This window comes from Trinickia camelliae (assembly GCF_053525655.1).
Genome location: NZ_JBCHAA010000015.1, coordinates 58,771 through 82,762 on the forward strand (window position 1 = coordinate 58,771; position 23,992 = coordinate 82,762).

Here is a 23,992-nt window from a genome sequence, read left to right on the forward strand (position 1 = left end):
TTGCGGATTATAACGATCGAACCGCAACGGAACCGAAACCAAAAAGCGCTCACGAAGCGCTCAAACATCGAGACACGCTCGCCCATGACCCAAACCTCCCTGAAGCTCTGCGACGCCCCGCCCCACGCCGTTGGCCAGCTCACTGTCGTGCAAGGCTCGGCGCTCTATATCGGCGCGGTGCTCGGCACCGGCGTCATCGCGCTGCCCGCGCTCGCCGCCGAGGTCGCCGGCCCCGCATCGCTTTTTGCGTGGCTCGCACTGGTTCTAATATCCGCGCCGCTCGCCGCGACGTTCGCCGCGCTCGGCGCTCGCTATCCGGATTCGGGCGGCGTCTCGACCTATGTGCGCCGCGCGTTCGGGCCCAAGGCCGCGGCCGTGGTCGGCTGGTGTTTTTACTTCGCGGTGCCCGCGGGTTCGCCCGCTGCGGCGATTTTCTGCGGCGCCTATGTGTCCGCTGCGCTCGGCGGCGGGGAGTCGGTCACGTTGATCACGGCGGTCGCGCTGATGGCCGTGGTGACCTTCGGCAACGCGTTCGGCGTGAACATCTCCGGGCGCGTGCAGCTCGTGCTCTCCGCGCTGCTCGTCACGTTGCTGCTTGCCGCCGTGATCGCATCGCTGCCGTATGCGCGCGTCGAGAACCTGCATCCGTTCGCGCCGCATGGCTGGCTCGCGATCGGGCCGGCTGCGGCGCTGCTCGTCTGGAGCTTCGCCGGATGGGAGGCGATCACGCATCTCGCAGGGGAATTCCGCCGCCCGGCGCACGACCTGCCGCGCGCGACGATCGTTGCCGTCGTGGTCGTCGGCGTGCTGTATCTCGCGGTGGCGGCGGCAAGCGTGCTGGTGCTCGGACCGGCGGCTGGGACGTCGCGCGCGCCGCTTGCCGAGCTGCTCGCGATCGGCATCGGCGGCAAGGTGCAGGTGCTCGCGGCGGGTGCGGCCGTGCTGTTGACGCTCGGGACCATGAACGCGTACTACGCGGGCGCGGCCAAGCTCGGCGCCGCGCTCGGACGCGACGGCGCGCTGCCCGAGTGGCTCGCGCACGGCAGCAGCGTGGGCGACGTGCCACGCCGCAGCCTCGCGGTGATCGCGGTGCTGGCCGGCGTGGCCATGCTCGTGACGATCGTGGCGGGCGTCGGCCCGAAGGCGCTCGTGCTGATCACGACCGGTTCGTTCGTCACCGTCTACGCGCTGGGCACGGCGGCCGCGCTGCGGTTGCTGCCGCGCGGCAGCGGCGCGCATCGATGCGCGCTCGTCGCGCTCGTGGCGGTCGCGTTTTTGTTGGTGATGACGGGGTGGTATTTGCTGTGGCCGCTTTTCATCACGGCGAGCGCGTTGCTTTATTTGCGTGTGCGGAAGCCGGCGCGCGATATGTCACGGTTTAGACGTAAATAATTCCACTGCATGCTCCGGGCTCATTGCGATCATGAGTTTGTTTCCCGAGTGTCTTACACATCTTCCGGAACCTCGATGACCCCTTCGAGGTATTGCACCGCGCTGCCCGAGACAGACACGCGATCGGCGTCGACGCGGCAATGCAGCAGCCCGCCGCGGCGCGAAGCTTGCATGGCTACGAGATCGGTCTTGCCGAGGCGCTCGGACCAGAACGGCGCGAGTGCCGCGTGAATCGAACCGGTCACTGGATCTTCGTCGCCGCCGTTCGCGGGCCAGAAGTAGCGCGAGACGAAATCGTGTTCATCGCCGGGCGCGGTCACGGCGACGTCGAGCGGACCGAGCGTGGCGAGCAAGCTCAGTTCGGGCACGACGGAGCGGACCTCGCGTTCGGTATCGTAGACGGCGATATAGGCTTGCTGATTGATCAGCCATTCCCGTGGCGGTATCGACAAGCCTTTCAGCAGATTCGCAGGGATCTCAGCGACTTTTTCTGGCCGGCGCTGCGGGAAGCTCATTTCGATGAGACCGCTGGACGTGCGGCGAACACTCAACCGGCCCACCGACTTCGCTTCGAACGCCAAGACGTCGCAGCTCTCCATGTGCCGAAAGATCACATAGGCGGCCGCGAGCGTCGCATGCCCGCAAAACGCGATTTCGGTGAGCGGAGAAAACCAGCGGATATCGAATGCGCCGTCGGCTCTGCGCACGAAGAACGCCGTTTCCGACAGGTTGTTCTCCGTGGCGATGGCTTGCATCAAAGCGTCAGGAAGCCAGCAATCCAGCGGGACGACCGCCGCGTAGTTCCCTGCAAAGACTTGACTGGTAAATGCGTCGACCTGATAGATCCGAAGCTTCATTGGCGGCCCGTACTTTCGTCGTTAGATGTGTTGGCGATGCAGCACACACGATATCGGCGGTTCGGACGCGAGCACAGGTACAGTTCGCAGCCGAGTAGCAGGCCAGTCACCGATACGGCTTCGAGAACGACGCCTTAATCGCGTGGCACCAGTCAAATCAATTGCCGGCGCGCGAGTTCTACGGATAACGAGTCGGCATCGACAAACTTGTACGCTTGCAAACCGGCATCGAGCGCGCCCGTGACGTTGGCGTCGGTGTCATCGATGAAGAGCGTTTCGGCCGCGCTCACGCCGAGCCCTTCCAGGCAGCGCAAATACGTTTGCGCTGCCGGTTTCGCAGCGCCAAATGAAGCAGACACATAAACGTGCGGACCAAAAACCTTCGCGACCGGCGGATTCAAATAGCCGATATGGTCCGCCACGAGCCGGCAGTTGTTGGTCAGCACGGCAATCCTGTGCTGCCTAGCCACTCGCTCGGCAAGCGCGAGCACTTCCGCATTCGGGGTGATCGACGCATGGCGGGCGGCCAGCCAGTCGTCGCGGCTGACACGGCAGCCGAGCAACTTCCCCAAAGCGTGTAAATACGCGTCGTCGCCGAGGATGCCCGCGTCGGCCTGCGCTTCCAGTCCCGAGCCCCAAATGGCGTGCCGCACGGTTTCGGGCGGCCGGCCCGTTATCGCCGCCAAGCGATCGACGCGCGCCGCTCGATCGTAGCGAGACAGGACGCCCTCCATGTCGAACAGGACCAGCGCTATCGATGGGGTGAGCATGTCGGCCTCGCTTCGAAAGCCTGCGGGATGCTGGATGACGGCCGTCCGGCGACGCTATTTCCGGAAGGCTGAAGCTTTGTATTGTGCCTTAACGAAACGCCCCTCGATCCATGGCAATCGTCTGTCGCGACGTGCAAAAAAATTTCTCCCGCAGCGACGGATTCCCCACGCTCCCCCCGTTTAAGAACCAGATAGTCCGGCCTACCGGCCGAACGATCCTTTGCTGACAACGTTGTAAGCCCGCGCTGCAGAACGTGCCGCGCGGCTCGCCGCATGCGCCGGCAATCCGCGTTCAGCCTCTGACAGTCTCATGCCATGAACACTCAAATCCTTGTCGTCGACGACGACTTCGAGCTTCGCGAACTGCTGCGCGAGTTCCTCGGGCGCGAAGGCATCGAGGTGTCGGTGCTGCATGGCGCGGGTTCGCTCTCGCGTCGCTTGGAGCTGGAGCGTCCGGACCTGATCGTGCTGGACCAGATGATGCCGGACGGCGACGGCCTCACGGCGCTCGGCAAACTACGCGCGTCCGGCGACGACATTCCGGTGATCATGCTGACCGCGCGCACCGACGACATCGATCGCATCATCGGCCTCGAAATGGGCGCCGACGACTACCTCGGCAAGCCATTCAATCCTCGCGAGTTGCTCGCGCGCGTGCGGGCGATATTGCGCAGACGCCGTGCGGTGGCGGCCATCGCCGCCGCTCCTGATGGCCGGCCCCCGGATGGCCGGCCCCCGGAACAACGCACGACCTATACGTTCGGCCGCTTCACGCTGGACTTCCACGCGCGCACGGTGTCGCTCGAAGACAAAGCGCTGACGCTAACGAGCAGCGACTTCGCGCTCTTGAAGATTTTCGTCAATCACCCGATGCGCACGCTCACGCGCGAACGCCTGATGGAGTTGCTGCACGGGCCGCAATACGACGGCACCGACCGCGGCATCGACGTGCAAGTCTGGCGACTGCGCCGCGTGCTGGAAACCAACCCCTCGTCGCCGCGGTTCATTCAAACCGTGCGCAGTCGCGGCTACGTGTTCGTGCCGGATGGAGAACATCCTGTGCCGGTGGCGCATTGATGTTCGCGAGGCCGCTTTCCTCACGAATCACAAGTCGTCGTCGCCACAATAGGCCGTGTCATTGCCTGCCTCATCGAGAATCCAGTCACGAAACAACTGCATCGCAGGCGACATGCGACGCGATTTCAGCCAGGTGAGCCAGTAGCTGCCCGTTTTCACCTCGGTATCGAACGGGCAGGCCAGCAACCCGGCTTGCAGTTCACGGACGAACATCCGCGGCGGCGCCAACGCGATGCCCGCGCTCTGCACCGCGGCTTCCACCATCAGCCGAGACGAATCGAACACCGGGCCGTTGACCGGCCACGGTTCGAGTCCCGCCGCCTCGAACCACTTGTCCCATTCGTCCGCGCGATACGAACGCAATAGAATTTCCTTCGCCAGATCGGACGGCGCGGCAAGCCGCTTCGCAATGCGCGGCGTGCACAGCACGCTGAGCGGCGCATCGAGCAGCAGCGCGTTGTGCGTCGCGGGCCAGACGCCGTCGCCGAAGCGAATCGCCACATCCAGCCCCTCAGCCGCGAGATCGACGAGATTGTTGTTCGTGAGCAGCCTCAATTCGACGAACGGATGGTGCTCGCGAAAGCGCTTGAGCCTCGGCATCAGCCAGCCCACCGCAAACGTGCCGACGACGCCCACCGTGAGCACTTCATGAAAATGGCCGCCCTCGAATTGCTTGAGCACGTTTTCGATGCGGCCGAACGCGTCCGTCAGGACGGGCAGCAAGGCGCGCCCCTCGTCCGTGATGGCCAAGCCGCGCGGCAGCCGCTTGAACAGCGTCGCACCGAGCCGGTCCTCGAGCGAACGGACCTGCTGGCTGACCGCCGCCTGCGTCACGCTCAATTCGAGCGCCGCGCGCGTGAAGCTCAGGTGCCGGGCGGACGATTCGAAGGCGCGCAGCGCGTTAAGCGGTAGACGGGGACGCATGGATAACCGGCCATAAGATTTTCTTTGATGTTGGCCGGATTATCCTCGCTTTCGTTTGGGCGCAGCGCTAGCCTCGCCCGCTCTTTTGCGTTGCCGCGAAGCCGTAAGATTCCAGCATCTCGACGCCCAAGCGAGCCACCTGCGGCTCCGTTTCGCAGCGCGCGGCGATATCCTTGGAGTACGCCTTGAAGCTCGGCAACTCCGTGATGACGGCGGAATCGTCCGCGGCCATGTTCACGAAGATGTGGACGAACTCGAGACCGTTTCTGAACACGGCATAGGCCGCGCCCTCGGGCTTGGCTTCACGAAGCTCGGTGAACACGGCCCGCGCAAGCGTTTCGTTTTCGGCCGCGCATTCCGGCTTCACGGTATAGCGAACAAAGACAGCTCGTTGCATGACGTTTTCCTTTCAAAGGACTCGACACGGAAGTGTGTCGATAACGCCAAAGACGATGTGCGCCACGCAAAGGATTCGCGGAAAAAATATTTGTTCGCAGGCGAATCCTTTGGGCAGACCCAAACGTCTACCGATATGGCCGCTAGCAAAAAGGAGACTTGCGCCTTGGATTCGGACGGTTTTGCACAATTGATGGTGGACCTGCGCCCGCGCTTGCATCGGTACTGCACGCGCATGGTCGGCTCGGCGTTCGACGGCGAAGATGTCGTGCAGGACGCACTCGCGAGTGCGATCCAGGCTTTCCCCGCCGCCGGCGAAATTCATCATCCGGAAAGCTGGTTGCTGCGCATCGCCCATAACGCGGCGCTCGACGCCCTGCGCCGCCGAAAACGCCAAGGCTTCGTCGAATCGGACGAGGCGCTGTCGAATCTGGCCGATCACACCGCGCACGCCGATGCGCGCGTCGCGGCGGCGGCGAGTCTCGCAAACTTCCTGCATCTGTCGACGATTCAGCGCTCGACTGTGGTGCTCGCGGACGTACTCGGCTATTCGCTCGACGAAACCGCGGAGATCCTCGACGTCAGTCTTGCGGCCGTGAAGTCGGCGCTGCATCGCGGCCGTGTCCGGCTCCAGGAACTCGTCGATACGCCTGACCATTCGATACCGAGCCTCTCCGAAGACGACCGCGAACGGCTCACGCGCTACGCCGATCGATTCAACGCTCGCGACTTCGACGCGTTGCGCGACCTGCTCTCCGAGGAAGTGCGGCTCGACTTGGTCAACCGGCTTCGGCTCGCCGGACGCAAGGACGTCTCTATCTACTTCACGCGCTACGAGCAGACCATCGATTGCCGGCTCGCCGTGGGTTGGGCGGAGGGCCGCCTCGCGCTGCTCGCGAGCGATCCGAACATGGCGGCCCCCTATGTGATCCTGCTCGACTGGGACGGCAATCGCATCGCCGCTATCCGCGACTTTCGGTACGCGCCTTACGTGGCGGAGAGCCTGGAGGTACGAAGCCTGTGATGTGATTCTCGGCCTCGGCCTCGGTCTCGCGGCGGGTCATTGCCCGCGCCGGACTTCGGGCGCACGAAGCCCCGGCAGCCCCGGGATACGTTCGGCCATGAACTGGAGCAAGGCGCGCGTCCTGAGCGGCTGGTACCGGCGCGACGGATACACGAGGTGTATCGGCTGCGAAACCATGTTCCACCGAGGCAGCAGACGGACCAGCTTACCCGCGTCGATCAAGTCTTGAACCAGCCAGGCAAGCGCGCTGCCTACACCGATCCCCGCCAGAAAGCACTCGCGCAAGGCCGTCGAACTGTTGACGCGATAGCGCCCTCGAGTCGGCACGACAATTGTTTCGTCATCCTTGGTAAATTCAAGCCGGCTCGAGATATCCGAGCGCGCGTATTTGATGTATTCGTGTTCCGCCAGATCTTCCGGCCGGCGCAATTTCGGCATCCGCTTGACGTACTCGGGCGTCGCCACCAGCACGCGCGTCGAAGTCGCGATGTGCCGAGCAACGACGTTCGGCTGGAGATCGCCGCCGATGCGGATGGCGACGTCGACACCCTCCTCGACGAGATCGATCACGCGGTCGTTCAGGATCAGATCGACTTCGATTTCGGGGTATTGCGCGAGAAACTCCAGCATCAGCGCATTGAGCCGCAGCTCGCCCAGCCCCAACGGCGCGCTCACGATCAACCTCCCCACAGGGCGCTGCGTCTGTCCGCGAACGTCCGCTACCGCTTCTGCGTACTCTTCGACCACCTGTTTGCAGCGCTCGTAAAACCGTTTGCCTTCGTCGGTCGGCGTGAGGCTCGTCGTGGTTCTTTCGAGCAAGCGAACGCCGAGGTTTTTTTCCAGCGCCGCGATGACCTTGCTCATCGTCGGCTGGCTCATGTTCTCTTCGCGCGCGACCGCCGAAAAGCTACCCAACTCGACGGCACGCGCGAATAGCCGCATGGATTGAAGCGAATCCAAGTCATTCCCCTATGGCATGGCCCATATTCGATTTTCACACGTTCCCGCTCGAATCGGAATGACATAACGTTCGCCGATCTTCACTCCAGCAAAGAGGACACTCATGAGTATCGAAACGCACGCAAGTCTTGAAGACGCCCACGTCGTCATCTTCGGCGGAAGCTCGGGCATCGGTTTGGCGACGGCCGTCGCGGCAAAAGCGCATGGCGCGCGGGTCACGCTCGTCGGGCGTACGCAATCCAAGCTTGACGCCGCCGCGCGAGAGATCGGAGGCGCCGCCACGGCAGTGGCCGACATCGCGGATAGAAAGGGCGTCGAATCTGTGTTCGCCGGTATGGAGCGCGTCGACCATCTTGTGATCACCGCGGGCAGCTTCACGGTTGGCCGGCTCGCCGACACCGACCCGGATCACTTGCTGACCGCCCTGCAGGAACGCTTTGCCGGCCCGCTCTATGCGATCAAGGCAGCGTTGCCGCTGATGCCACCGACGGGTTCGATCGTCCTGACCGGCGGGCAGCTGTCGGACCGCCCGTCGGGCCACGGCACCGCCGTGCTGGCAGCGGCCGTGCGCGGCATCGAAGCGCTGGCGCGCTCGCTCGCGCTCGAACTGAAGCCGATCCGCGTCAACGTCGTGTCGCCCGGCTTCGTCGACACGCCGCTTTTCGACGTGTTCGGCCCGGACAGTCGCCACACCGTCATAACGGAAGCCGCCGCGACCTTGCCGGGCGGCCGCATCGGGCGCGCGGACGAGATCGCGCAGGCCGTGACCTTCCTGCTCACCAACGGGTACGTGGACGGCGAAATTCTCCATGTCGACGGCGGGGGCCGCTTCGTCTAAGCGCAAGCGTGAGCCCGAGCCGCCGTTCCTGGGCGTACGCCGAACCGGGAACGCATCAGCAAACAGAAACGCGCGAGAGAACGGCCGAAAGTTTTTTAGGCGCCGTGTCGATTTCGTCCTGCCTCGTTCGTCGTTGGATAAAGCGCCACTTTTGCGCTATCTGTTTGTTTGATGACGTTCCCATCGACGCCCAAGGAGACTAGCGATGTCATTAAAGCTCTACGCCCACCCGTTTTCGCTTTACTGCCAAAAGGTCCTGATCGCGCTCTACGAAAACAGCACGCCATTTGAATACCGCGAGCTATCGCAAGACGACCCGCAGGTGATGGCCGAGTTCGCGGCGCTCTGGCCGATCAAGCGCTTCCCCATGCTCGTCGACGAGGGACGGACGATCCGCGAGTCGACCATCATCATCGAGTACCTCGGGCTTCACTATCCCGGGCCGGTTGCGCTGCTTCCAAACGATCCGCGCGAGGCGCTCGAAGTCCGCTTCATGGACCGCTTCTTCGACAACTACGTCACGACGCCTGTGCAAAAGATCGTCTTCGACGCGATGCGTCCGGAGCCGGAGCGCGACGCACGCGGCGCCGCCGAGGCACGGGCGATGCTGGAGACCGCCTACGCCTGGCTCGACAACGTCATGGCAAACCGCGAGTGGGCCGCGGGCGACAGCTTCAGCCTCGCCGATTGCAGCGCCGCGCCGTCCCTGTTCTACGCCGATTGGACGCATCGCATCGGCGCCGATTTCCGGCATGTCATCGCGTACCGGCAACGGCTGTTGAAGCGGTCGTCGTTTGCGCGGGCGGTCGACGAAGGGCGCCCCTATCGCTCGTTCTTTCCTCTCGGCGCACCCGATCGCGATTGATCTCAACTCTGCAAGGAGACTGACTATGGCATCGACTCCAGCCCTCATCCCCGCCGCCGAACTCGCCAAGCGCAACGGCATGACGATCCCGAACGAAAGCGCCGAATACCGCCGCGCGCGCACTGCGCTGCTCGCCGAAGAGATCGAATTGCGCCGCCATATCGAGCGCGTCGCCGAGTTGCGCCGCGCGCTGCCGCCGGGCGGCCTCGTGACCGGCGACTACCGCTTCCAAAGCGAGAACGGCCCGCTCGATTTCGCGGGGCTCTTCGGCGACAAGGACACGCTGGTCGTCTACAGCTATATGTTCGGCCCGCAGCGCGAACGTCCGTGCCCGATGTGCACGTCGCTGCTTGGCGCATGGAACGGCGAGGCGCGCGATATCGGGCAGCGCGTGGCGCTCGCGATCGTCGCCCGCTCGCCGATCGAACGCCTCGTCGCCGTCAAGAAAGGACGCGGCTGGCGCGACCTGAAGCTCTACTCCGATGTGAACGGTCATTTCAGCCGCGACTACCACGCCATCACGAAGGAAGGCGGCGACGATCCGGCGCTCAACGTCTTCACGCGGCGCGACGGCACGATCCGTCACTTCTGGGCCGGCGAGATGGGCGACGAAACGTCGGACCCCGGCCAGGACCCGCGCGGCGCGCCGGATCTCATGCCGATCTGGACCATCCTCGACATGACGCCCGAAGGCCGCGACCCGCATTGGTATCCAAAGCTCGACTACCCCGCTTAAGCCACGCGGCCAGGGCTTGTTGACGCGAACACAGCCAACAAGCCCTATTCCGGCTCATCCACCAGCGCGTCCTCATACGCCGGAACGCGCGGCGGCAGCGACAGCGGTTCCGGCATGCCGACGCCGTACCCCTGCACATAGTCGACGTCCATCTCGCTCAGGCATTCGATGATCGCGTCGTTCTCGACGAACTCCGCGATCGTCTGCTTGCCTGTCGCGTGGGCGACTTGATTGATCGACTGCACGATGGCGCGGTCGAGCGCGCTGTTGACGATGCCGCGAATGAAGCTGCCGTCGATCTTCAAGTAATCGACGTGCAGATGCTTCAAGTAGTTGAATGACGACATGCCCGCGCCGAAGTCATCGAGTGCGAAGCGGCACCCCAGCTCGCGCAGGCTGTTGATGAACGCCATGCCTTTCTGCAAGTTCGTGATCGCGGCGGTCTCCGTGATTTCGAAGCACACCTGTCGCAACGAAATGCCGTGGCGCTTCTGCTGCTCGACGATGTAGTCGAGCAAACGCTCGTCGCCAAGCGAAGCCCCCGACAAATTGATCGACCATGTGCCGACCTCGTTCGCGCCTTCGGCGATCGCCGAGAACGCTCGCGCGATGACCCAGCGGTCGATGGCGGGCATCAGGTTGAAGCGCTCGGCCGCGCCGATGAAGAACGACGGCGGAACGAGCGCGCCGGCTTCGTCCCTCATGCGCAGCAGCAGCTCGACGTGCGCGCCGCGCTTCGCGTTTTCCTTGCCCTTCTTCCCGCTTCTATTCAACGGTGCGATCTTCTGCGTATAGAGACAGAAGCGATCCTGCTCGAGCGCGGTCTTCACGCGCGACACCCACTCCATCTGCTTGTGCGTCGCCGACAATTCCTGATCGTCGAAGCGGAAGTGGTGCACGCGATTGCGGCCCTTTTCCTTCGCCATATAGCAGGCGACGTCCGCCGCTTTCATGACTTCCTTCGACGACGTCAGATTCGCGCCGACGCCCACCACCCCGATGCTCACGCCCGTCGTCAACACGCGCTCGGCCCACGGCAGATGGATGTCGGCGACGGCTTGGCGCAGGGTGTCCGCGATCTGCAGCGCTTTCGCGATCGTGCAATGCGGCAGCACGATGCCGAACTCGTCGCCGCCGAGGCGCGCGAGAATGTCGCTCGAACGCAGGCACGATTTGAGCGTCGCGCCGACGTGCTTGATCAGCTCGTCGCCCGCCGCGTGACCGCTCGTGTCGTTGACGACCTTGAACTGGTCGAGATCGAGGAACATCACCGCATGCTCGGCGTGGCCGCCCGCGCACGGTTCGAGCAAGCGGCTCAGCCTGCGTTCGAATTCGCGGCGGTTGTACAAGTCGGTCAGTTCGTCGTGCGTCGCCTGATACGCGAGTTCCGCGGCGTGCTTGCGCTCCGCGCTGACGTCGTGCAGCACCATCACCGTGCCCAACGCGTTGCCATCGGCGTCGCGCATCGTCGCCGCCGAGTAGTCGACCGCGAGCCGCTTGCCGTCGGGACGCACGATGCAGAGATTGCGCGGCAACTCGGCATCGGGCGCGTCTTCCTGCTGCCGCAGAGGGTCGATGACGGTCGGAGCGCACTCGCACGTTGCGCCGTCGATCAGCGCGCAGACCGAGTCGAACGTCTTCATCCACATCTCCGCCGCCGTGCGGCCGAGCATGCGTTCGGCAACCTTGTTGCAATAGGTGACGCGGCCGTGGTCGTCGGTTCTGACGACCGCATCGCCGATCGACGCCAGCGTGACTTCGGCGAGCTCCCGCTCGCTTTGAGCGTCGGCCTCGGCGCGCCTGCGATCGGACACGTCGAACAGGCACCCCACCATCCGCACCGCGCGGCCTTGCTCGTTGCGCAACGCCTTGCCGCGCGAGCGGACCCACAGATACTCCTCGTGTCCCATCTTGAGCCGAAACTCGACGTCGTATGGGGCATTCCTCGTCAGGTGATAGCGCATCGCATGACGGACTCGCGAGCGGTCATCGGGATGCACGAGCGACACGAACGCCGACGTGTGTATCGACAGATCATCCGAGCTATACCCAAGCTGCTCGTAGAGCCATCGCGAGTGGTAGATGACGTCGCCTTCGACATCCCAGTCCCACAGCCCCGCATTGATGCCTTCGAAGCCGAGGTTCAGGCGCTCCTCGCTCTGCCGCAACTGCGTGTTCAGGCGTTCGCTGCGCGAAAACGAGCGCCAGATAAACGTCGTGAAGACGCCGAGCAGCAACAGCGCCGACGTCGTGAGCGTGAGGATCAGCGCGTTTCTCGTTTGATGCGCGACTTCGTCGAGCGAGCGCGAGAAGCCGTCTTCGACGGGCGCGAGATGAACATCGATGTTCTGCACTTCCGAAATGAGCTGGAACGCTTCGAGCGTGTTGCGCTTCCCGCTCGTCTCCAGCGCATGCAGCCGGCTGCCGATGTCGCGCAGCCTGAGCAGGTAGATATCGCCGATGTCCCAGTAGTCGGCCGCGCGGCGGAACCACGGCGTGGTCTTGAAGTTGCGGTACAGCCAGATCATGCCGTCGATGTCTTGCGGCTCGATCTTGCCGTTCAGGAAGGCGTTCGTAATGACGTCGTAATCCGGGTCCGCCTTGTTCATCTCGAGCTTGGCGGTCCGGTCGGCGAGCGGCACGGCGATTCTGGCCTCGAACTCCTGATAGTCCGCTTCGGCGCCGGTGCTGGCGAAACGCTCGAGCGCGTGCACGGCGTCCTTCTGGCCTTTCGACCAATTGCTCTCGCCCGCGACGTAGCCGAGAAAAATCGACATCACGGCGATGCTTAGCGACGCAAACGCCGTGATCACGATGGCGACAAGCCATAGCGGAAAGAGCGCAGCAGCAGTGCGCTTCGCGCCGACGGCCCTGGTTTCGCGGGTGGTCGACCCTCGTCCTGGTGGTCTCATGACTGGTTCAGTGCGATTTCTTCTGTGGAAGGCCTGAACGCGATTACGACGATGGCGGCGCAGACTTGACTTAGGACTTTCCCGTTATGAATGCAGTTGCATAACGGTCTGCTTTTCAGCCGCCGCTGAGATCGCGCTTGGCTCGCCGCTTGGGCTTTGCGCTTGGCGTCGAGCCTTGCGCCGCCATGCGTTGACGCGCCAGCTCGCGCACCGCCTCGATCAGCGTGCGCGCGACGGGCGTTGGCTCCGAATCGGTGCGCCGGATCAGACCGACCGGTTCTTCGGTGCCCGCGTACGGCAGTGGCAAGCGGACCAGCGCGCCGCCATCGAGATCGCGCTCGACCGCCGACAGCGGCACGAACCACAGCGCGTCGTTTTCGAGCGCGAGCGCGCGCCCCACCGACACCGACAGCACCTCGACGAACGACGCAAGCGGCGCCGCGCCGCTCATCGTCAACAGGCTCTCCGCCGATTGCCGGATCAGCGTGCCGAACGGCGGCAGCACCACGGGAAATTGCTCGGAGAGCGCAGCCGGCAGCGCCGCGGGCAACGCGGCACTGGCAGCGAGCGGATGACCGGCGCGCACGACCACGGCCAACGGCTCGTTGAACAATTGCTCGAAGTTCAAGCCGATCATCTTTTCCGGGTCCGCGAGGCGCCCGATCGCGAACTCGATCGTCCCCGCCTTCAAGCGTTCGAGCAGCTCCGCGTTCGACGATGTAACGAGCCGCACGACCACCTGCGGCCAATCCTTGGCGAAACGCGCGAGCATCGGCGGCACGAGCGCGGGCGCGATGGTCGGCAGCATGCCGATCTCGAGCGACGCCGGCGCGCCGCCGCCCTCGCGCGTGAGCAGATCGACGCCCTGCCGCAACGCGCTCACGCAGGCGCTCGCGTGCGGCACGAAGAGCTGCCCCTCGCGCGTGATCGCGGCGCCGTGGCGCCCGCGCTCGAAGAGCTTCACGCCGAGGATTTCCTCCAGCTCGGCGACCGTCTTCGATACCGCCGGCTGCGTAATGGACAGGCTCTCCGCCGCCTTCTGCACGCCGCCGAACTGCGCGACGGCCAGGAAGCACTGGAGATGCCGGAATTTGACGCGGCTGTCCGCGAGGCGACGTTGCATAACCATCCGTTATACGAAGCGCGAAAAAAGGTCATTTTGCATAACTTTCCGCTTTATATAAAGTCCTGTACACGACGTCCGAACGGCGACAACCACAATCCCCCCATGGAGACACTGCGATGGATCAACCCATCATCCTGACCGAACGCGATTTCCCGTCGCATCCGGCTTACATCCACCCGCCCTATGGTTCCTCGGTCAAGCGCGGCCCGACGCTGCCGCTGATCCCGCTGAAAGAAAAGCTGCGCGACCAATACGTGCCCGTCTACGGCACCGACGATCTCGGCGCGCTCGATAACGACCTCACGCGCAACGCCGCGAAGAACGGCGAGCCGCTCGGCGAGCGCATCATCGTTACCGGCCGCGTGCTCGACGAAGGCGGCCGTCCGGTGCGCAACACGCTCGTGGAGATCTGGCAGGCGAACGCCGCCGGGCGCTACGTCCACAAGGTCGACCAGCACGACGCGCCGCTCGATCCGAATTTCCTCGGCGCGGGCCGCACGATCACCGACAACGAAGGCCGCTATCGCTTCTTGACGATCAAGCCCGGCGCCTACCCGTGGGGCAACCATCCGAACGCCTGGCGTCCGAACCACATCCACTTTTCGCTGTTCGGCGAGTACTTCGGTTCGCGCCTCGTCACGCAGATGTATTTCCCGGGCGATCCGCTGCTCGCCTACGACCCGATCTTCCAGGGCACGCCGGAACAGGCGCGCGACCGCCTGATCTCGCGCTTCTCGATGGATCGCACGGAAGAAGGCTACGCGCTTGGCTTCGAGTTCGACATCGTGCTGCGCGGCCGCAACGAAACGCCGATGGAGCGCTAAGCCATGACTCAGACACTCAAGCAAACGCCGTCGCAAACGGTCGGGCCGTACTTCGCTTATGGCCTCGTGCCGCAGCAATACAACTTCGACTTGAAGAGCCTGTTCACACCGGTGCTCGTCGCGCCTGAAACGCCGGGCGAACGCATCACGATCGTCGGGCAGGTGTTCGACGGCGACGGCAAGCCCGTCAGCGATGCGCTGATCGAAGTGACGCAAGCGGATAGCGAAGGCCGCTATCCGGCCTCGCGCGCCGACATCGCGGCCAACGGCTTTCGCGGTTTCGGCCGTGTGGGCACGGGCACCGATGCGAAGCACCGCTTCGTGATCGAAACGGTCAAGCCGGGCAAGACCGCGCCCGATAGCGCGCCGCATGTGAACGTGATGGTGCTGATGCGAGGCATCTTGCTGCATGCGTTCACGCGCATTTACTTCGACGATGAAGCGGCTGCGAATGCCGCGGACCCGGTGCTCGAAGCGGTGCCGGCGAATCGCCGCGCAACGTTGATCGCACGACGCGATGCTCAAGCGGGCGGCAACGTGTATCGCTTCGACATCCGCATGCAGGGCGAAGGCGAAACGGTGTTCTTCGACGTTTGATGCGTCGAGCGTAAGCGGAATCTTGTCAGGGCCGGCTCGATGCCGGCCTTTTTTTGTCGACCGGAGTTAGCGCTTCAGCGCTTACTCCGGTCCCATGCTGTGGTTGCCTGAAGTTGGCGCTTTAGCGCTTACTTCAGGCCCACAGTAAGTCGGCAAACGGTGCGTCACGCGCTCTGCTCGACCCATTGACTCCGCCAGCCTGGCGCCTCAAAGGGATCCGAAAAATACTGGGTCTCGTGTACGACCTTGTCGTTAGCAAACTCCATGATGCTCACGACGTACGATGGCCGGCCCTGATAGGAAATCGTGTATTCGGTAACCCAGAGATTCCCGTTGCCTTGGATTCGCCTGACATCGAACCCCGCCGGCTTGCCTGGATGATGGCCTCGCAACGCCTGCAAATTGCGTCTCCCAACGATGCGCTCACCGGATTGCGGATATTCACAGATCGCACCATCGTCGTAGATATCGTGTTCGGCGTTCAGATCCCCAGCGGCCGACGCCTGCCAGTGCGCATTCAGTGCTTCACGTATCGGATTCTCGTGCATCGGTCGCCTCCTGATCGAGCAAGTTCCGCCGTACATGACAGCGGTCGTATCCACTATGGTCTCGATACGTCATGGACGCCAGAACCGATGCGATTGCCTGTGCGCAGCTAGACGCCAACGGTCAACCCTTGGCGGAAACGGCATGGCGCTTTCGTGGGGCACGTTTGGAAACCTGATTCTTTCGCTCGACCGAAAAGGCTTCCGCGCGAGCGGCTCGTTCGGCCGCCCACGATGGATTGACCCGGGCTTCGACTTGGCTAAAGGTGAACGGCAGATCGGCTTCTTCGGGTTGCCAGTCGGCGTCGATGATCGCGCCGGTTCGACGATGCGTCATCGTCACTGCGCTTTCCGCCTCCGGATCGAGCCCGCAGTGCCGCATACCCCATAAACGAAGCGTCAGCATCATGCCGTCGAGTTCGCGTGTCTTGTCCGTGATGCAGTAGGCGTAACGGTTGGGCCGCTCTTGATAGAGCCGGCGCTCGATGAGCCCGTTGTCCTCCATTGACTTGAGGCGCTGGGTCAGCAGGTTGGGCGACATCTCGGTCTGCGCTCGAATGCCGTCGAAGCGGTCGTTCCCCATTCGTAGTTCGCGCAGGATCAAGATGGTCCAGCGATCCGCAATGACGGCTGCCGCACGAGCGAGGGGGCACAGCGTCTCGTCAGTATTCTCTTGCTTCATCTCGATCTCTCACTAAACAACCCCGCATTTTGAACCAGTTCCGATTAGCGAATCTGGATCGCCAACGTCGGTCGCCCCAGCTTTTGTCCTTTACAAGCCATGTGACTTCAAATATTGTAGTCACATCGTCAACACGCCAAAGGGAGCCTCAAAATGGCAAGTCAATCTGCCTCCGGGCTGACGTATGAACCTGAGTTGACGGGGCTGCTCATCGTCGATCCCTATAACGACTTCCTTTCGGAGGGAGGCAAGCTCTACGAGCTCTGCCGCACGACCCTGGAGGCGAACAACGTCGTCGAGCATATGCGGCAGATCCTCGCCGCGGCTCGAACGGCTGGCGTGCAAGTCTTCATCGCCCCGCACCATCGCTGGCGCGAATGCGATCTACACAATCATTGGAAGACGATACCGCCCATCGGGGCCGCCACCGACAAGGGACGTGTTTTTGCTGATGGGACTTGGGGAGGAAGTTTTCACCCCGATTTCGAACCGCGCCCCGGTGAGGTCGTCGCGCAGGAGCATTGGCTCTCGAGCGGATTCGCCAACACGGATCTCGACTTGCAGCTCAAGAAGCATGGCCTGCGCAAAGTCATCGTGATCGGGATGCGCGCCAATACATGCATCGAATCCACCGTTCGCTTTGCTGCCGAGCTCGGCTATGAAGTCACGCTGGTGAAAGATGCTATCGGCAGCTTTGGTCACGCGGAGATGGACGCGTCGCTCCAGTTCAATATGCCGGCTTATGCGAGCGCGATTGTCTCGACCGATGAAATCATCGCGAAGCTCTCTGCCTAAAGATCCTGAGGCTACTCAATGACGAATGAAATCATCGCCGAATCGACGGCCGAAGCCACGATTCATGCACCGCTCGCGTCCATCGATTTGACCGAGTGGGCCTTTACCTTGACCGACAGCGAATATCAGGCCTGTTCTAAAAATCACATTGCGGCTGCGGCAACGCTCAGCCCTGAGGGCAAGCGTATGTCGGTCAATGTGGAGCACGTTGGCAATCTGATGGTGCAGCACTATGTCGAGGATGTCGCCGAGCGGGGTCAGTGCCGTCTCGTGTCGTTGTCCGACTCTATCGGTCCGGATGTTGGCAGCCGCGTCAAGATCGTTGTCATCTGGTCTTTCCATGCGGAAGCTATCGATGCCGACACGACGAGGTTTATCAATAGCGTGGAAGTCCGCACCGCGCCCGGCTATCTAGAGGCGCTCGAGAAGCGCGGCGTGCCTTTCGCCAAGGCGAGCGAGTTCGCGCAGCAGGCGCTGTCCGCCCACAACGCGGAAGAGACACCGCTGTTCGCCAAGGATATCGAGCGTAAGGCGCTTGCCGAGCAGTGGCGGTGAAATAACGGTCGGAGCGTGAGCGAGGTCGGGCGCTCCTGTCCCGATGTCACATTTACAGTGCCCGGAATAGGAGCGCCCCTGACGCTTTGGCGACATTTACTGGGCTATGGTCCGCTGGTACGTCGCAGCCGGCGATCCAAAACGCCCATTGTTGAAGTCCTCTACCGCCTCGCGAATTTCTTGTGCCGTGTTCATGACGAAGGGACCATACGCGGCAACGGGTTCGTCGATGGGCTCGCCGCTCAACACCAGCACGGTTGCATCGCTGATGGCATCGATCTGAACCTCAGTGCCTTCCTGCTCGAGCAGAACCACTTGCGCGTCGCTGACGACCCGCTCATCGCCATTGACCCGCACCTGGCCGCGCAGCACCACGAGCGCGAGCGTCCTGCCCGCCGGCAGCGACAGCGTTGCACCACGTCCTGCGTTGAGCCGCACATCCCAGACGTCTATCGGCGTGAAGGTGTTCGCCGGCCCGGCGTTGCCCGCGTAGTTGCCGGCGATCACCCGCACATGTCCGGCGCTTTCCGGCAATTCGACGGACGGAATCTCGCTCGCCAAGATGCCCTGATAGCCAGGCGCAACCATCTTGTCCTTCGCGGGTAGATTGACCCAAAGCTGGACCATCTCGAGCGTCCCGCCTGTCTTCGCGAAAGCGCTCGAATGGAATTCCTCATGCAGGATCCCCGCGCCCGCTGTCATCCACTGCACGTCGCCGGGACCGATCTGGCCGCCGCTACCCGTCGAATCGAGGTGCTCCAGTTCGCCTTGATACACGATGGTCACGGTTTCGAAGCCACGGTGCGGGTGCTGTCCGACACCCTGACGGCGCGCCGTCGGTGCAAAGTGCCTTGGGCCCGCGTAGTCGAGCATCAGGAACGGGCTCAGGTGGCGGCCCATCGCGTTATGCGAGAACAGCGTGCGCACCGGAAAACCGTCGCCGACCCAATGCGAGTTCGGGTTACCGAAAGTGCCGAGAATCTTCTTCATCGTCGATATACCTGTTGAAAGGCCAGTGGCCTTGTTTGCATGGATACAGAGTAGTCACTGGACGATGACGCGACTAGAGGCAGAGAGTTACCTTCTGTGTCTCACTGATAGAACGATGGGCCGCGATACTTGACCGCATTCGCCACACGCGTTGCGCCGCTACCTAGATCGAACTGCGAAGGATACGCGCGGACGGCGGACAGCAACCGTCCGCGCGCGTGACACGTCAGTTCTTGTCGTACGAGAACTGGATGCCGGCCGTGCCGCCCGTTTCGATGAACAGGTCGATGAACGCGGGAACGGTGTCGCTGCGTGCCCAGTCGCGCTGCAGCTCGCAGAACAGCTGAGCGACACTGATCATCTTGCCGCCAGCCTGTTCGATGCGGCGCAACGCGGCTTCGTGCGCTGCGACGGACGTGCCGCCGACAGCATCGACGACGACATATACGTCGTAGCCGGCCGCCAACGCATCGAGCGCGGGGAACGTCAGGCAGGCTTCCGTCCAGAGCGCCGTCATGATCAACTTCTTGCGACCGGTTGCTTCGACGGCCTTGCGGAATTCGACGTCTTCCCAGGAGTTGATGCTGGTGCGATCGTAAGTCGGATAGTCGCCAAGCGCCGCGCGCAGTTGCGGGATGGGCGGCTTGTTGAGACCGGTCTTCACGTTGACCGTCGAATGGACGATTGGCAGCTTGTATGCAATTGCCGCCTTTGCAGCGCCCACGATGTTGTTGACCAGGAGTTGACGATCCATCGATGCGATGGAATTCACCTGTACCGGCTGGTAATCGATGACGATGAATGCCGCGTTCTGCGGCGTCAGAAGTTGATCGTTCGCGGGGTCGCGAATGGGTTCGCTTGCCATGTTTGTCTCCGAAACACTGCGTTAAGAGGAAGGGATCCCGGTGATCGACGCGTGATGCATCCGATCTGCATGCAAGGGCAATGCTATGCGGTCGACGAACCGGCCTACAGTCCCTGAAAAATGCCGACTGTGTTCTATGAGCGGAACAATGGCGATCCCGCGCGACTTCAGTGCTCTAAGATCCCTCTATTGTTCTGCCGAAGGAACAGTCATGGACGACCTGAACGACATCTACTATTTCGTGAAAGTGGTCGACAACCACGGTTTCACGCAGGCCGGGCGGGCGCTCAACATGCCCAAGTCCAAGCTTAGTCGGCGCATCGCCGAACTCGAAGCGAGATATGGCGTTCGCCTGCTCAACCGGTCCACGCGCCATTTCTCGATGACGGAGACGGGACGCGAATTCTACGAGCGCTGTGTCGCGGTGCTGGTTGAAGCCGATGCCGCGCGCGAGGTGATGGAGCGTCGGCTCTCCGAGCCTCAAGGCGTGGTGCGGATGAGTTGCCCCACGACGCTGCTTGCGTACCGCATAGGGAATCTCATCGCCGACTTCATGACGCAATACCCGAAGGTCCAGATCCTTCTTGATGCTACGAATCGTCGGGTCGATGTTCTTGCCGAAGGTCTCGATCTCGCGCTGCGAGTTCGTTTTCCGCCGCTCGAAGACAGCGGGCTCGTCATGCGTGTCCTGTCTGGAAGTCCACAGCGTCTGGTTGCCGCGCCGGCGCTCGCGCAGCGGCATGGGAGCGTCGCGCATCCCGCTGATCTGTCCGGCATGCCGAGCCTCGATTGGGGCCCGCAGCGCGATCATGCCTGGGCTCTCGTCGGACCGGACGGAATGGAAGCGCGGGTGAGTCACGCGCCGCGCTACATCACCGACGACATGACCGTGCTTCGGCAGGCGGCCATGAAAGGCGTGGGCGTCGTGCAATTACCGTACATGGTCGTCGAGGATGCGCTCGCAAATGGCACGCTGGTCGACGTGATGCCGGGCTGGAAACCCAAAGGGGGGCTGGTTCATGCCGTCTTTCCGTCACGCAGGGGACTATTGCCCGCCGTGCGCCTGCTGATCGACTATCTCGCCGAACACATACAGAAAGACGAGTGACGTTCGTCACAGGATGACCGGCTGAGTCGCGCGCATCGATCAGGCCGAAACCGCCACCGCCCCTTATTCAATACGCGCTCTGCACCAGATTCGTCGGCTTGCCGCTTATGAAGTTTTCGATGTTATCCACCAGCTGATCCGCCAGCCCCTGCTGCGCCTCATCCGAAGCCCAAGCAACATGCGGCGTCAAAATCACATTCGGCCGCCCCGCTATTCGCATGAGCGGACTATCCATACGCGGCGGCTCGCCATCGGTCACATCGAACCCGGCGCCGCTGATCAACCCCTCATCGAGCGCCTGCACAAGCGCGCCCTCATCCACGAGCCCGCCGCGCGCCGTGTTGATGATGAGCGGCTTCTTCTTCATCGCGCGGAACTCCGGCATCGCGAGCATGTTGCGCGTCTCCGGCGTAAGCGGGCTGTGGATGCTGATGACGTCGCTCGTCGCCAGCACTTCCGACCACGGCGTATAAAGCGGCCCCAAGCCTTGTTTGCCTTTGTGCGCGGCGAACATCGGCACCATGCCGAACGCCTTGCCGAGCTCGGCGACGCGCTGCCCGAGCACGCCCTCTCCGATGATGCCGAGCCGCGCGCCGCCGAGATCGTGGATCGGATGATCGAAGAAGCAGAACTGCCCCGACTTCTGCCACACGCCCGCGAGCACGTCGTTGCGATACGCGACGAGGTTGCGGCGCAGCGCGAGCATCAGCGCGAACGTGTGCTCGGGCACGGTGTTGAGCGCGTAGCCGCGAATGTTCGTCACGGCGAGGCCGCGTTGCTGGCAAGCGGCCTTGTCGACGCAATCGGTGCCGGTCGCGGCCACGGCGATGAGCTTCAATGCCGGTAGGCGGTCAAGCACTTCCTTCGTCAGCGCCACCTTGTTCGTGATCGCGATCGTTGCGCCCGCAAGCCGGGTCAGCACGTCTTCGGGGGCGGTCTTTTCGTATTCGACGAGTTCGTGGGCAAAGCCCGGCTTGCGCAGTTTGATTTGCGGCGCGAGCGTCGCGCGGTCCAGAAAAACGATCTTTTCCATCATGCTTCTTCCTTGAGTTCCTGTTCGATTCCCTTCACCAGATGGCGGCGCGCTTCTTCCACGACGTGGCCCGCCGTGATGCCGAAGTGCTCGAACAGCACCTCGGCGGGACCCGATGCGCCAAAGCCGGTCATGCCGACAAAGCCGCCGCGCTCGCCGAGGTAGCGGTCCCAGCCGAAGCGCAACGCGGCTTCCACGGCGACACGCACCGTGCCGGCCGGCCCGAGCACGGCGGCGCGATAGTCCGCATCCTGTTCGTCGAAAATTTCCCAGCACGGCATCGAGACGACCGCCGTCGCCACGCCTTCGGCTTGCAGACGCGCGCGTGCTTCGAGCGCGATCGCCACTTCGGAGCCGGTGGCGAGCAGCGTGACCTGACGCGCGCCGTCTTCGGCTTCCGCCAACACATACGCGCCGCGACGCGACAGGTTCTCGGCGACGTGCGCACGCCGCACCGGCGGCAATGCCTGCCGCGCGAACACCATCGTGCTCGGGCCGTCCTTGCGTTCGAGCGCGATCTCCCAGCACTCGGCCGCTTCCACTGCATCGGCGGGACGCATCACGTGCATGTTCGGCATCGCGCGCAACGATGCGAGGATCTCGACGGGCTGATGCGTCGGGCCATTTCTGCCGAGGCCGATCGAGTCGTGGCTGAACACGAACTTCACGGGCAGGCCCATGAGCGCCGCCATGCGCATCGCAGGGCGTTCGTAGTCGGAGAACGCGAGATACGTGACGCATGTCGCGATCACGCCGCCATGCGCCGCCATGCCGTTCGCCATCGCGCCCATCACGTGCTCGCGCACACCGCAGTGCACGTACGCGCCGCTGCGATCGTCGGACGTGAACGCGTGCAAACGGCGCTTGTGGCTCGTCGGCGCTTCGAGGTCGGCGCAGCCGACCATGCGCTCCGGCAGCGTTATCGCAAACAGATCGTTGATCTCGGCGGACACCAGGATGCCCTGCTGCGCTTCCGCGTTTTCCGCCGCACGCCGCCGGTAGTCTTCAAGGACTTCGCGCCAGCCATCGGGCAAGCGGCCTGCCTGAATGCGTTCAAACTCGGCGCGGTCTTGCGCCGGCAGCGCCGCCACGCGGGCCTGCCACGCGCGATACGCGTTGTCGCTGCGCCGCCCTGCGCGACGCCACGCCGACAAAATCTCGTCAGGCACATGGAACGGCTCGTGCGGCCAATCGAGCAGCTGGCGGGCCGCCTCGGCGTCCGCGTCGAACAGCTTGCCGCTATGGCCGCCGCGCTGACCCTGCAGCCGCGCGATGCCTCGGCCGATGATCGTCCGGCACGCGAGCATCGACGGACGCGGGTCTTTGCGCGCCAGTTCCAGCGCCGCCGATACCGCATCGATGTCATGCCCATCGACGTCGATTACGTGCCAGCCCGCGACGCGAAAGCGCTCGCACACGTCCTCGCTGATCGACAGCTCGGTGCTGCCATCGTCGGTGATGCGGTTGTCGTCCCAGCACAGGATCAGCTTGCCCAAGCGCAGATGCCCCGCGAGCGAAATCATCTCCTGCCCAATGCCTTCCTGCAGGCACCCGTCGCCGACGAACGCATACGTGTAGTGATCGACGATACCGCTGCCGAATCTCGCGTTCTGATACGCCTCGGCCACGGCCATCCCGAACGCGTTCGCGATCCCCTGCCCGAGCGGGCCGGTCGTCACTTCGATGCCGGACGCCGGATCGTATTCAGGGTGCCCCATGCAGTGCGAGCCGAACTGGCGGAACGTCTTGATCTGATCGAGATCGATGCGCGCGTAGCCGGTCAGATAGAGCAGCGAATACAGCAGCATCGAGCCATGGCCGTTCGAGAGCACGAAGCGATCGCGGTCGGGCCATTGCGGGTCGGCCGGATTGAACTTCAGGTGGCGTGTGAACAGCGCCGTGGCGATCTCGGCCATGCCGAGCGGCACGCCCTGGTGCCCTTCGCCCGCGCGCAGAATCGCGTCGATCGAAAGAAAGCGGATGGCGTTCGCAAGCGGCGTTTCGGCTTCGTCGAGGGTGGACATGGCAATAAGACTCCTTGCGCGCGGCTTCGCAAGAAGCGGCGCTGCTGATAACGATGAGTGAGTGAAAGAGCTGCGCGCCGCTGCCTTCAACCGGTGC

24 protein-coding genes are annotated in these 23,992 nt (G+C 63.3%); 11 read left to right on the forward strand and 13 right to left on the reverse strand.

The window, feature by feature from the left end; genetic code table 11:
• The first annotated feature begins 84 nt into the window (after positions 1 to 84).
• Positions 85 to 1,392 carry an APC family permease gene (locus AAHK20_RS23400; protein ID WP_449183881.1) on the forward strand — a complete coding sequence of 436 codons (1,308 nt, stop codon included), beginning with the start codon at positions 85 to 87 and terminating at the stop codon, positions 1,390 to 1,392.
• A 53-nt stretch (positions 1,393 to 1,445) separates the two neighbouring features.
• On the opposite strand, the gene AAHK20_RS23405 is transcribed toward AAHK20_RS23400, so the two are convergent.
• Positions 1,446 to 2,249: a PhzF family phenazine biosynthesis protein gene (locus AAHK20_RS23405; protein ID WP_449183882.1), complete on the reverse strand. Its 804-nt coding sequence runs from the start codon at positions 2,247 to 2,249 to the stop codon at positions 1,446 to 1,448.
• 152 nt (positions 2,250 to 2,401) lie between these two features.
• On the reverse strand, positions 2,402 to 3,019 hold the full coding sequence (locus tag AAHK20_RS23410; protein ID WP_449183883.1) for an HAD family hydrolase: 618 nt from the start codon (positions 3,017 to 3,019) through the stop codon (positions 2,402 to 2,404).
• 315 nt (positions 3,020 to 3,334) lie between these two features.
• On the opposite strand from AAHK20_RS23410, the gene AAHK20_RS23415 reads away from it, so the two are divergent.
• Positions 3,335 to 4,096, forward strand: a complete 762-nt coding sequence (locus AAHK20_RS23415) for a response regulator (protein WP_449183884.1) — start codon at positions 3,335 to 3,337, stop codon at positions 4,094 to 4,096.
• Positions 4,097 to 4,123: 27 nt separating this feature from the next.
• Here the strand turns inward: AAHK20_RS23415 and AAHK20_RS23420 are convergent, their stop codons facing one another.
• Both AAHK20_RS23420 and AAHK20_RS23425 read right to left on the reverse strand, forming a co-directional pair.
• Positions 4,124 to 5,020 carry a LysR substrate-binding domain-containing protein gene (locus AAHK20_RS23420; protein ID WP_449183885.1) on the reverse strand — a complete coding sequence of 299 codons (897 nt, stop codon included), beginning with the start codon at positions 5,018 to 5,020 and terminating at the stop codon, positions 4,124 to 4,126.
• 67 nt (positions 5,021 to 5,087) lie between these two features.
• Positions 5,088 to 5,417, reverse strand: coding sequence for a hypothetical protein (locus AAHK20_RS23425; protein WP_449183886.1), 330 nt, complete (start codon positions 5,415 to 5,417; stop codon positions 5,088 to 5,090).
• A gap of 165 nt (positions 5,418 to 5,582) precedes the next feature.
• Between AAHK20_RS23425 and AAHK20_RS23430 the strand changes: the two genes are divergently transcribed.
• On the forward strand, positions 5,583 to 6,440 hold the full coding sequence (locus tag AAHK20_RS23430) for a sigma-70 family RNA polymerase sigma factor (RefSeq protein WP_449183887.1): 858 nt from the start codon (positions 5,583 to 5,585) through the stop codon (positions 6,438 to 6,440).
• A 36-nt stretch (positions 6,441 to 6,476) separates the two neighbouring features.
• Here the strand turns inward: AAHK20_RS23430 and AAHK20_RS23435 are convergent, their stop codons facing one another.
• Entirely contained in the window at positions 6,477 to 7,400 is a 924-nt protein-coding gene (locus tag AAHK20_RS23435) for a LysR family transcriptional regulator (RefSeq protein WP_449183888.1), read from the reverse strand.
• A gap of 103 nt (positions 7,401 to 7,503) precedes the next feature.
• Between AAHK20_RS23435 and AAHK20_RS23440 the strand changes: the two genes are divergently transcribed.
• From AAHK20_RS23440 to AAHK20_RS23450, 3 genes are all read left to right on the forward strand, one after another.
• Complete coding sequence (locus AAHK20_RS23440; RefSeq protein ID WP_449183889.1) at positions 7,504 to 8,238, forward strand: SDR family oxidoreductase; 735 nt, start codon at positions 7,504 to 7,506, stop codon at positions 8,236 to 8,238.
• Positions 8,239 to 8,443: 205 nt separating this feature from the next.
• Positions 8,444 to 9,103: a glutathione S-transferase family protein gene (locus tag AAHK20_RS23445; RefSeq protein ID WP_449183890.1), complete on the forward strand. Its 660-nt coding sequence runs from the start codon at positions 8,444 to 8,446 to the stop codon at positions 9,101 to 9,103.
• Between the two features lie 25 nt (positions 9,104 to 9,128).
• Positions 9,129 to 9,839, forward strand: coding sequence for a DUF899 family protein (locus tag AAHK20_RS23450; protein ID WP_449183891.1), 711 nt, complete (start codon positions 9,129 to 9,131; stop codon positions 9,837 to 9,839).
• Positions 9,840 to 9,883: 44 nt separating this feature from the next.
• Here the strand turns inward: AAHK20_RS23450 and AAHK20_RS23455 are convergent, their stop codons facing one another.
• Complete coding sequence (locus AAHK20_RS23455) at positions 9,884 to 12,751, reverse strand: EAL domain-containing protein (protein ID WP_449183892.1); 2,868 nt, start codon at positions 12,749 to 12,751, stop codon at positions 9,884 to 9,886.
• Positions 12,752 to 12,866: 115 nt separating this feature from the next.
• Complete coding sequence (pcaQ, locus tag AAHK20_RS23460; RefSeq protein WP_449183893.1) at positions 12,867 to 13,874, reverse strand: pca operon transcription factor PcaQ; 1,008 nt, start codon at positions 13,872 to 13,874, stop codon at positions 12,867 to 12,869.
• 119 nt (positions 13,875 to 13,993) lie between these two features.
• Between pcaQ and pcaH the strand changes: the two genes are divergently transcribed.
• A complete protein-coding gene (pcaH, locus tag AAHK20_RS23465; protein ID WP_449183894.1) occupies positions 13,994 to 14,701 on the forward strand; it encodes a protocatechuate 3,4-dioxygenase subunit beta in 708 nt (235 codons plus the stop codon).
• Positions 14,702 to 14,704: 3 nt separating this feature from the next.
• On the forward strand, positions 14,705 to 15,298 hold the full coding sequence (gene pcaG, locus AAHK20_RS23470) for a protocatechuate 3,4-dioxygenase subunit alpha (protein ID WP_449183895.1): 594 nt from the start codon (positions 14,705 to 14,707) through the stop codon (positions 15,296 to 15,298).
• A 164-nt stretch (positions 15,299 to 15,462) separates the two neighbouring features.
• Here the strand turns inward: pcaG and AAHK20_RS23475 are convergent, their stop codons facing one another.
• Positions 15,463 to 15,846: a nuclear transport factor 2 family protein gene (locus AAHK20_RS23475; RefSeq protein ID WP_449183896.1), complete on the reverse strand. Its 384-nt coding sequence runs from the start codon at positions 15,844 to 15,846 to the stop codon at positions 15,463 to 15,465.
• Between the two features lie 121 nt (positions 15,847 to 15,967).
• Positions 15,968 to 16,525, reverse strand: a complete 558-nt coding sequence (locus tag AAHK20_RS23480) for a winged helix-turn-helix transcriptional regulator (RefSeq protein ID WP_449183897.1) — start codon at positions 16,523 to 16,525, stop codon at positions 15,968 to 15,970.
• Positions 16,526 to 16,720: 195 nt separating this feature from the next.
• Here AAHK20_RS23480 and AAHK20_RS23485 point away from each other — a divergent pair, with 195 nt between their 5' ends.
• Complete coding sequence (locus tag AAHK20_RS23485) at positions 16,721 to 17,320, forward strand: cysteine hydrolase family protein (RefSeq protein WP_449183898.1); 600 nt, start codon at positions 16,721 to 16,723, stop codon at positions 17,318 to 17,320.
• An 18-nt stretch (positions 17,321 to 17,338) separates the two neighbouring features.
• Positions 17,339 to 17,875, forward strand: coding sequence for a hypothetical protein (locus AAHK20_RS23490; protein ID WP_449183899.1), 537 nt, complete (start codon positions 17,339 to 17,341; stop codon positions 17,873 to 17,875).
• Between the two features lie 96 nt (positions 17,876 to 17,971).
• Here AAHK20_RS23490 and AAHK20_RS23495 read toward each other — a convergent pair whose 3' ends face one another.
• The gene (locus AAHK20_RS23495; protein ID WP_449183900.1) at positions 17,972 to 18,865 is read right to left on the reverse strand and encodes a pirin family protein; all 894 of its coding nucleotides are present in this window, start codon (positions 18,863 to 18,865) and stop codon (positions 17,972 to 17,974) included.
• 226 nt (positions 18,866 to 19,091) lie between these two features.
• Positions 19,092 to 19,730 carry an isochorismatase family protein gene (locus tag AAHK20_RS23500; RefSeq protein WP_449183901.1) on the reverse strand — a complete coding sequence of 213 codons (639 nt, stop codon included), beginning with the start codon at positions 19,728 to 19,730 and terminating at the stop codon, positions 19,092 to 19,094.
• Between the two features lie 211 nt (positions 19,731 to 19,941).
• Between AAHK20_RS23500 and AAHK20_RS23505 the strand changes: the two genes are divergently transcribed.
• Positions 19,942 to 20,838, forward strand: a complete 897-nt coding sequence (locus AAHK20_RS23505; RefSeq protein ID WP_449183902.1) for a LysR substrate-binding domain-containing protein — start codon at positions 19,942 to 19,944, stop codon at positions 20,836 to 20,838.
• Positions 20,839 to 20,905: 67 nt separating this feature from the next.
• On the opposite strand, the gene AAHK20_RS23510 is transcribed toward AAHK20_RS23505, so the two are convergent.
• Positions 20,906 to 21,871 carry a D-2-hydroxyacid dehydrogenase gene (locus tag AAHK20_RS23510; RefSeq protein ID WP_449183903.1) on the reverse strand — a complete coding sequence of 322 codons (966 nt, stop codon included), beginning with the start codon at positions 21,869 to 21,871 and terminating at the stop codon, positions 20,906 to 20,908.
• The gene (gene tkt / locus AAHK20_RS23515; RefSeq protein WP_449183904.1) at positions 21,871 to 23,895 is read right to left on the reverse strand and encodes a transketolase; all 2,025 of its coding nucleotides are present in this window, start codon (positions 23,893 to 23,895) and stop codon (positions 21,871 to 21,873) included. Before tkt ends, AAHK20_RS23510 begins: the two co-directional genes overlap by 1 nt.
• Positions 23,896 to 23,992 lie beyond the last annotated feature (97 nt).